The 6,856-nt window shown below is 71.9% G+C and carries 5 protein-coding genes and 1 pseudogene; 3 read left to right on the forward strand and 3 right to left on the reverse strand.

All coding sequences use genetic code 11. The features are described 5' to 3' along the window. Together ACFU8Q_RS37525 and ACFU8Q_RS37530 are read left to right on the forward strand one after the other, a co-directional pair. Positions 1-1,625 (forward strand): peptidase C14 (locus tag ACFU8Q_RS37525; protein ID WP_384463441.1); only part of this gene is annotated, 1,625 nt, incomplete at its 5' end. Then, entirely contained in the window at positions 1,622-2,554 is a 933-nt protein-coding gene (locus tag ACFU8Q_RS37530) for a GNAT family N-acetyltransferase (protein ID WP_384463444.1), read from the forward strand. The genes ACFU8Q_RS37525 and ACFU8Q_RS37530, both read left to right, overlap by 4 nt. A gap of 13 nt (positions 2,555-2,567) precedes the next feature. Here ACFU8Q_RS37530 and ACFU8Q_RS37535 read toward each other — a convergent pair. The 3 genes and pseudogenes from ACFU8Q_RS37535 to ACFU8Q_RS37545 all read right to left on the reverse strand — a co-directional run. Beyond that, a pseudogene (locus ACFU8Q_RS37535) lies at positions 2,568-2,717 on the reverse strand (DUF5995 family protein); the annotation flags it as partial. Further along, positions 2,718-4,109 (reverse strand): uracil-xanthine permease family protein, encoded by a 1,392-nt coding sequence (locus tag ACFU8Q_RS37540; RefSeq protein ID WP_384463447.1) that lies wholly within the window; start codon positions 4,107-4,109, stop codon positions 2,718-2,720. It abuts the pseudogene before it with no gap. Positions 4,110-4,283: 174 nt separating this feature from the next. Beyond that, positions 4,284-5,516 carry an MFS transporter gene (locus tag ACFU8Q_RS37545; protein WP_384463450.1) on the reverse strand — a complete coding sequence of 411 codons (1,233 nt, stop codon included), beginning with the start codon at positions 5,514-5,516 and terminating at the stop codon, positions 4,284-4,286. 159 nt (positions 5,517-5,675) lie between these two features. Here ACFU8Q_RS37545 and ACFU8Q_RS37550 point away from each other — a divergent pair. Next, on the forward strand, positions 5,676-6,856 hold a 1,181-nt coding region (locus tag ACFU8Q_RS37550), incomplete at its 3' end, for an ROK family protein (RefSeq protein WP_384463453.1).

A 6,856-nucleotide genomic window follows, 5' to 3' on the forward strand; every position in this document is an offset into this window, starting at 1 on the left:
ACCGCATACGCACCGAAGGCATCGAGAAGAACACCCACGACAACCCCTTCGGCGCCGTCCTCTCCTTCCGCGGCACCCCCACCGACACCACCGTCAAGCACGTGCTCTCCGGCAAGGTCATCGAACTCACCGACACCTTTCCGGTCCCCGACGCCAAGGCGTTCGAGGTCGGCCAGTGGTGGGCCGTACAGGTCGACCCGGTCGCGGGCGGCGGCGGTGACGAACGCGAGCTGCAGAAGCTGGTCGAGATCACCGAGATCATCGACGCGGGCCACATCCGGATCGGCTACCTCAACGGCTGGGAACTCGCCGCGGGCCGCAACCTGACCTGGACCCGCATCGAACCGGTCCACAACGCCCACGTCCGCAACATGGTCTTCGAGGGCGCCGGCCCCGACGAGTACACCGGCTCCCACCCCGTCAGCTTCGAGTACGCCGTCGGCTGCGACGTCTCCGGAATCCACGCCACCGGCTCCTTCTGGCCGGTCATCATGCGCCGCTGGTGCACCCGCTTCCGTACCGAGGACTGCTCGCTGAAGAACCCGCCCACCGTCGAGTACGGCGGCGCGGGCTATCTCACCCAGCAGATCTACTGCCTGTACGGACGGGTCGCGGACTGCACGACCAGCAACGTCCGCCATCTCAACGACCTCACCGCCTCCGCCTACTGCACCGTCGTGAACTGCCACGGCGACGGCGACGACGCGGGCGGCAACCCCTTCACGACTCACGGGCAGTACGAGCACGACCTGCTCTTCGATGGCAATTCCGGACTGATGGACATAGCCAACTCCGGTGCTCAGTGGGGCATTTCCGCGAAGCGCATCACCGTACGCCGACATGTCTGCTCCTGGTTCACCGCCAACACCAAGATCACCGATCTGACCCTCGAAGACATCACGGTGATCGCGCGCCCCACCTTCGACCAGGCCGGCACCCTCACCGTCAACGCCGACGGAGCCCAGGTCCGCGGCTGCACCGCCAAGACCTTCGCGGTCGCCCAGCGCTCCGCCCGCTCCACCCGGCCGACCACGATCAGCGACTGCTCCTTCGAGCCGCCCGCGGGAGCCGTCCTCGTCCAGACCCCGGTCACCGCTCCCGTCCACTTCATACGCTGCACCTTCAAGGGCGTCGACGGTGCGATCCTGCGCGGTGCGGGACCCGTCCACTTCACCGACTGCACCGTCACCGGCGCCGAGAACGCCGCCCCGCTCTCCGTCGGCTCGGCGGACCTGCGGATCGACGGCGGCACCTACGAGAACACCGGCATCGAACTCAGCGCCGTACGCGACCAGCGGCTCACCGTCACCGGCGGTACCCGCCTCACCGGCAGCAACAAGACCAAGGCGCTGCTCGGCCGGGCGGCCGGCCCGGGAAAGGTGACCTGGGACATCACCGCGCTCAGCAGCGCCGCCTCCACACCGGACACCGCCCATGTGCGCATCACCGACGGCACGAACAACTACGCGGCCACCGGCAGCCGCTTCACCGGCGGCACGCTCCACCTCGCCCCGGACGCCCTGGCCTCGGTTCTGCACACCGCGTGCGTGGAGGACGGTACGAAACGCAGCGCGATGCCCGCGAACGGTGACTCGGTACGCACGGACGGGAACCTGACCCTGTGACCGCCGTCATACGGACCGCGACCGCGGCCGACGATCCGGCCCTGGCCGCCCTGTGGCAACGGTGCTTCGACGCCCCGCACATCGCCGCCCTGCACGCCCTCGACCCGGACCGCCACCGGCACACGTTCGTCGCGCAGAACGGTCCGGAAGGCGGCATCGACGCGGTCGTCGTCTACGTACCCCGGCTGATCCGCGACGCGCACGGCACCCCGCAGCGGGTCGGCGGCATCGGTAGCGTCGCCACCCGTCCCGAGGCCCGGGGGCAGGGGCTGGTGCGGCGGCTGCTGGCGGCGGCGGAGCGCACCATGACGGCCGAACAGTGCGCCTGGTCCCTGCTGTTCACCGGCACGCCCGGGGTCTATCGGGGCTCGGGATGGCAGGAGTTCGGCAGTACGTACACCGAGGGGACGCTGGCCGGCCCCGGCGCGTCCGGGGCGTTCCGAGTCCGCGAGGCCACCGCGCGGGACGCCGTGGAAGTGGCCGCCCTGCACCACGCGTACAACGCGAACAGGCCGCTCAGCTCGTTGCGGGCGCCCGAGGACTGGTCGGTGCGAGTGCCGGCCTGGTACGGCCCGGTCGAGCGGTCGCTCGTGGCCGAGGACCCCGCGTCGGGGGCGTTGGCCGGCTGGATCGTGGCCCAGCAGGTGGGCGAGTACGTGGAGGTGCGCGAGTTCGCGGGCGTGCCCGAGTGCCTGGGCGAGCTGTTCGCCGCCGTCGGTGCACGGGGCCGGGGCGCGGGGCTGAGCCGGGCCCGGGTCCGGATTCCCGACGGCCCCGAGGTCAGGGCGGCGCTGCCGGCGCTGTTGGCGGACCCCCGGTCGGTGGAGGAGCACGTGGGCATGGCGCGCCCGCTGCACGCCACCGCCGAATCCGTCCGGGCCACGGTCACGGCGCCCGGTGCGGTCCACTGGTACGGCGACTGCTTCTGAGTCCGGGGCGCTGTCAGCGGCAGGGAATGAGCAGACAGCGCCCCACCAGACCCGCCCCGGCGCCCATCCGCTTCCTGAACTCCTCGGCGAGCAGCGGCACATCGCGCAGCCGCCACAGCACCCGGGTCGCCGACCAGGCCGCCTCGCGGGCCCGTTCCAGGGCCTACGCCTTGTCCGCCGGATCCTGTTCGTCGTACGCCGACGTCCCCGAATCCAGCAGGGGCTCCTGGGTCTTGAGGTGTGCCGGGGCGAAGGCGCGCAGTACGTGGTAGCCGGTGATCACCACGATGGTGCCCAGCGCGATACCGCTCAGCTGGAAGGTGTCGGTGATCTTCAGGCTGACTCCGCCGACCCCGATGATGATGCCCGCGGCGGCCGGGACCAGGTTCAGCGGATTGCGCAGATCGACCTTGGCGTGCAGCCAGATCTGGGCGCCGAGGAGGCCGATCATGCCGTACAGGATGACGGTGATACCGCCGAGCACACCGCCCGGGATGGCGGCGACGACCGCGCCGAACTTGGGGCAGAGGCCGAAGAGCAGGGCGAAGCAGGCGGCGGCCCAGTACGCGGCGGTGGAGTAGACGCGGGTCGCGGCCATGACGCCGATGTTCTCGGAGTACGTGGTGTTCGGCGGGCCGCCCACCGCGGTCGACAGCATCGACGCGGCGCCGTCGGCGGCGATCGCGGTGCCCAGCTTGTCGTCCAGCGAGGCGCCGGTCATCTCGCCGACGGCCTTCACATGCCCGGCGTTCTCGGCGATCAGCGCGATGACCACGGGCAGGGCGACCAGGATCGCCGACCACTCGAAGCTCGGCGCGTGGAAGGACGGGAGTCCGATCCAGTCGGCCTTGGCGACACCCGACAGGTCGAGCCGCCAGTGATCGACGGCCTGGGCTCCGCCCACCGGGGAGTGGATCTTGCCGAAGACCAGGTCGAGGACCCAGGACAGCACGTACCCGAAGACCAGCCCCAGGAAGATCGCGATACGCGAGAAGAATCCGCGCAGGCACACCACGGCCAGTCCGGTGAACAGCATCACCAGCAGCGCCGTCCACTGGTCCTGCGGCCAGTACGTCGACGCGGTCACCGGGGCCAGGTTGAAGCCGATCAGCATGACGACGGCGCCGGTGACCACCGGCGGCATCGCCGCGTGGATGATCCGGGCGCCGAACCTCTGCACCGCGAGACCGGCGAGGAAGAGCACCACACCGACGACGAAGACCGCACCGGTGACCACGGCGCTGGACCCGCCGCTCGCCCGGATCGTCGCGGCGACCCCGACGAAGGAGAGCGAACAGCCGAGGTAGCTGGGCACCTGGCCGCGCGTGGCCAGCAGGAAGATGGCCGTCGCGACACCCGACATCATGATCGCCAGGTTCGGGTCCAGGCCCATGAGTACCGGAGCGACGAACGACGCACCGAACATCGCGACCACGTGCTGGGCGCCGAGTCCGAACGTACGGGGCCAGGAGAGCCGTTCGTCCGGCCGGACCACCGCCCCCGGTGCGGGGGTCTTCCCGTCGCCGTGCAAGGTCCAGCGCACGCCGAGGCCCATGGTCGCTCCCTGTGTGTAGATACGGGGTCCAGTGCCTCGCCCGGCATGGTGCTCACCGCAGAAATGATCAGCGACATGATAATGCCGAATCGCGGCGCCTCCGCGGCCGGGCCGCGGACGGGGGAGCACCGCCGGTGTGCGGGCCGGGGACCCGCGCCCCGCACAGCCCACGGCTCAGGGGCGCGGCTCGGCCGCCGCCGGGCTCGGAGCGCCGGTGGCCGAGGGCGACACGGCCCTGCGGTCGCCCGCCCGCAGCACCCCGGCCCCCAGTACCAGGCCGAACGCCAGCACCGTCACCAGGCCGAACGAGACGACCAGCGACGTCGCCTCGGCCAGCGAGCCGATCGCGGACGGGGCGATGAGCCCGGAGGTGTACGTGATGGTGGCCACGCCCGCGATCGCCTGACTCGGGTTCGGGCCGCTGCGCCCGGCCGCCGCGAAGGCGAGCGGGACGACCACGGCGACACCGAGGCCGAGGAGCCCGAAACCGCACATCGCCAGTACCGCGTCGGGTGACGCGACCACGAGCAGCCCGCCGACCGTCGCGAGGACGCCGCCCACCCGTACGGTCCGGACCGCGCCGAAGCGGTCGACGACCTTGTCGCCGACGATCCGGGCGACCGCCATGGTGAGCGCGAACGCCGTCGTGGACGCCGCGGCGAGCCCGGCGGAGGTGTCCATGATGTCCCGCAGATAGACCGCCGACCAGTCCAGGCTGGCCCCCTCGGCGAACACCGCGCAGAAGCCCACCGCGCCGATGATCAGCGCGGACTTCGGCGGCAGCGCGAAGCGCGGCGGCGGCTCCTCGCCGGGCTCGCTGCGCAGATCCAGTACGCCCCGGCAGGCGATCAGGCCCAGCGCGGTGAGGACGAGCGCGGCGATGGAGTGGTGCAGCCGGGCATCGGCGCCCAGATGCGCGGCCACCGTGCCCGCGGCCGAACCGATCAGGGCGCCCACGCTCCACATCCCGTGCAGCCCGGACATGATCGACTTGTCGAGACGGTTCTCCACCTCCACACCGAGGGCGTTCATCGCCACGTCCGACATGCCGGCCGATGCCCCGTACACGAAGAGCGCCGCGCACAGCGTCAGCAGGTTGGGGGCCAGCGCGGGCAGGATCAGCGCCAGAGTCCACAGGGCCAGCAGCCCGCGCAGTGCGGTCCGGGCGCCGAAGCGATGGCTGATCGCGCCGGCCAGCGGCATCGACAGCGAGGCGCCGATCGCGGGGAAGGCGAGGGCCAGACCGAGCTGTCCGGCACTGACCCCGGCGTGGTCCTGGATCCAGGGCACCCGGGTGGCGAAGCTGCCGGTCACCGCGCCGTGCACGGTGAAGACCGCGGCGACGGCGAACCTGGCCCGCCTCACCTGCTCCATGCCGAAGACCGCCACTGTGGAATCCGTTGTCATACCGCCGTGCCCTCCCTTTGGGAATCCTCTGTCGCCGGCGACCCCGGCGCCCGCCTTCACGGTGCCGGGGTAAACTATCAGGAACCCTGCCTGATAAATAGTGGGTCTACTCAGTCCGTCCCTTCATCCCGTGCGGCAGTGATCTGGAAGGATCCCGGCATGCCCGCATCACCGAGCACCGCCCGGGCCATCAACGACCGGCTCGCCCTGCGACTGCTCCAGCAGGACGGCCCGTTGACGGCCACGCAGCTGAAGACCCTGACCGGTCTCTCCCGGCCCACCGTCGCCGACCTCGTCGAACGGCTTCAGGGAGCCGGTCTGATCAGGGTGGTCGGTGAGGCGGGCGCCGAGCGCCGCGGCCCCAACGCCCGCCTGTACGGGATCGCCGCCGACCGTGCGCACCTCGCCGCGCTCGACGTGCGCACCGGCAGCGTCGCCGTGGTCGTCGCCGATCTCCTCGGCGCCACGCTCGCCGAGGCCACGCTGCCCATCGGCAGCGACACCGACACCGAGTCCGCCGCGGAACGGGCCGCCGCGCTGCTGGAGCGCACCGCGCGCGAGGCGGGGGCCGCCCCGCTGCACAGTGTCGGCGTCGGCGCGCCCGGTCTGATCGACCCGGTCACCGGCGAACTGCGCGACACCTCCGGACTGCCCGCCTGGCACCGGCGGCTGGTCCGGGTGCTCCAGCAGCGGCTGCCCGCCACCGTGCTGGTGGAGAACGAGACCAATCTTGCCGCCGTCGCCGAACATCGCAGCGGCGCGGCCCGTGACCGCGACACCTTCGTCCTGTTCTGGCTCGGCAACGGTGTCGGCGCGGCCGTCATGCTGGACGGGAAGCTCCGGCGCGGGGCCTCCGGCGGTGCGGGCGAGATCGGCTTCCTGCCGGTGCCCGGCACGACCGGCATCCCCTCGGCCGTCAACTGTGACGGCGGGTTTCACTCATTGGTGGGCTCTGTCGCGGTCTGTGAACTGGCCGCCGCCCACGGCATCGTGGTGCCCTCGGACACGGCCGACGGGGACAAGGAGCCGGGTGCCGCGTTCGCCGTACGGGCCGCGCTGGCGGGGGAGGGGGACGGCGAAACGTTCCTGGACGCCCTCGCCGAACGCCTCGCGCTGGGTGCCGCCGCCATCGCCTCGATCCTCGACCCGGGCTGTGTGCTGCTCGCGGGCGAGGTCGGCCACGCGGGCGGCGACGCGCTCGCGGCCCGGGTCGAGGAGCGGCTCGCCACGATGTCCCCGTTGCGCACCGAGGTCAGGGCCGGGCGGCTGGGCGGCGCCGCGGTGCTCCGCGGCGCGCTGCTCGCGGCCCGGGAGGCGGCTCAGGACGAGCTGTTCACCCC

The sequence above is a fragment of the Streptomyces sp. NPDC057543 genome, from assembly GCF_042801895.1.
Lineage (GTDB): Bacteria > Actinomycetota > Actinomycetes > Streptomycetales > Streptomycetaceae > Streptomyces.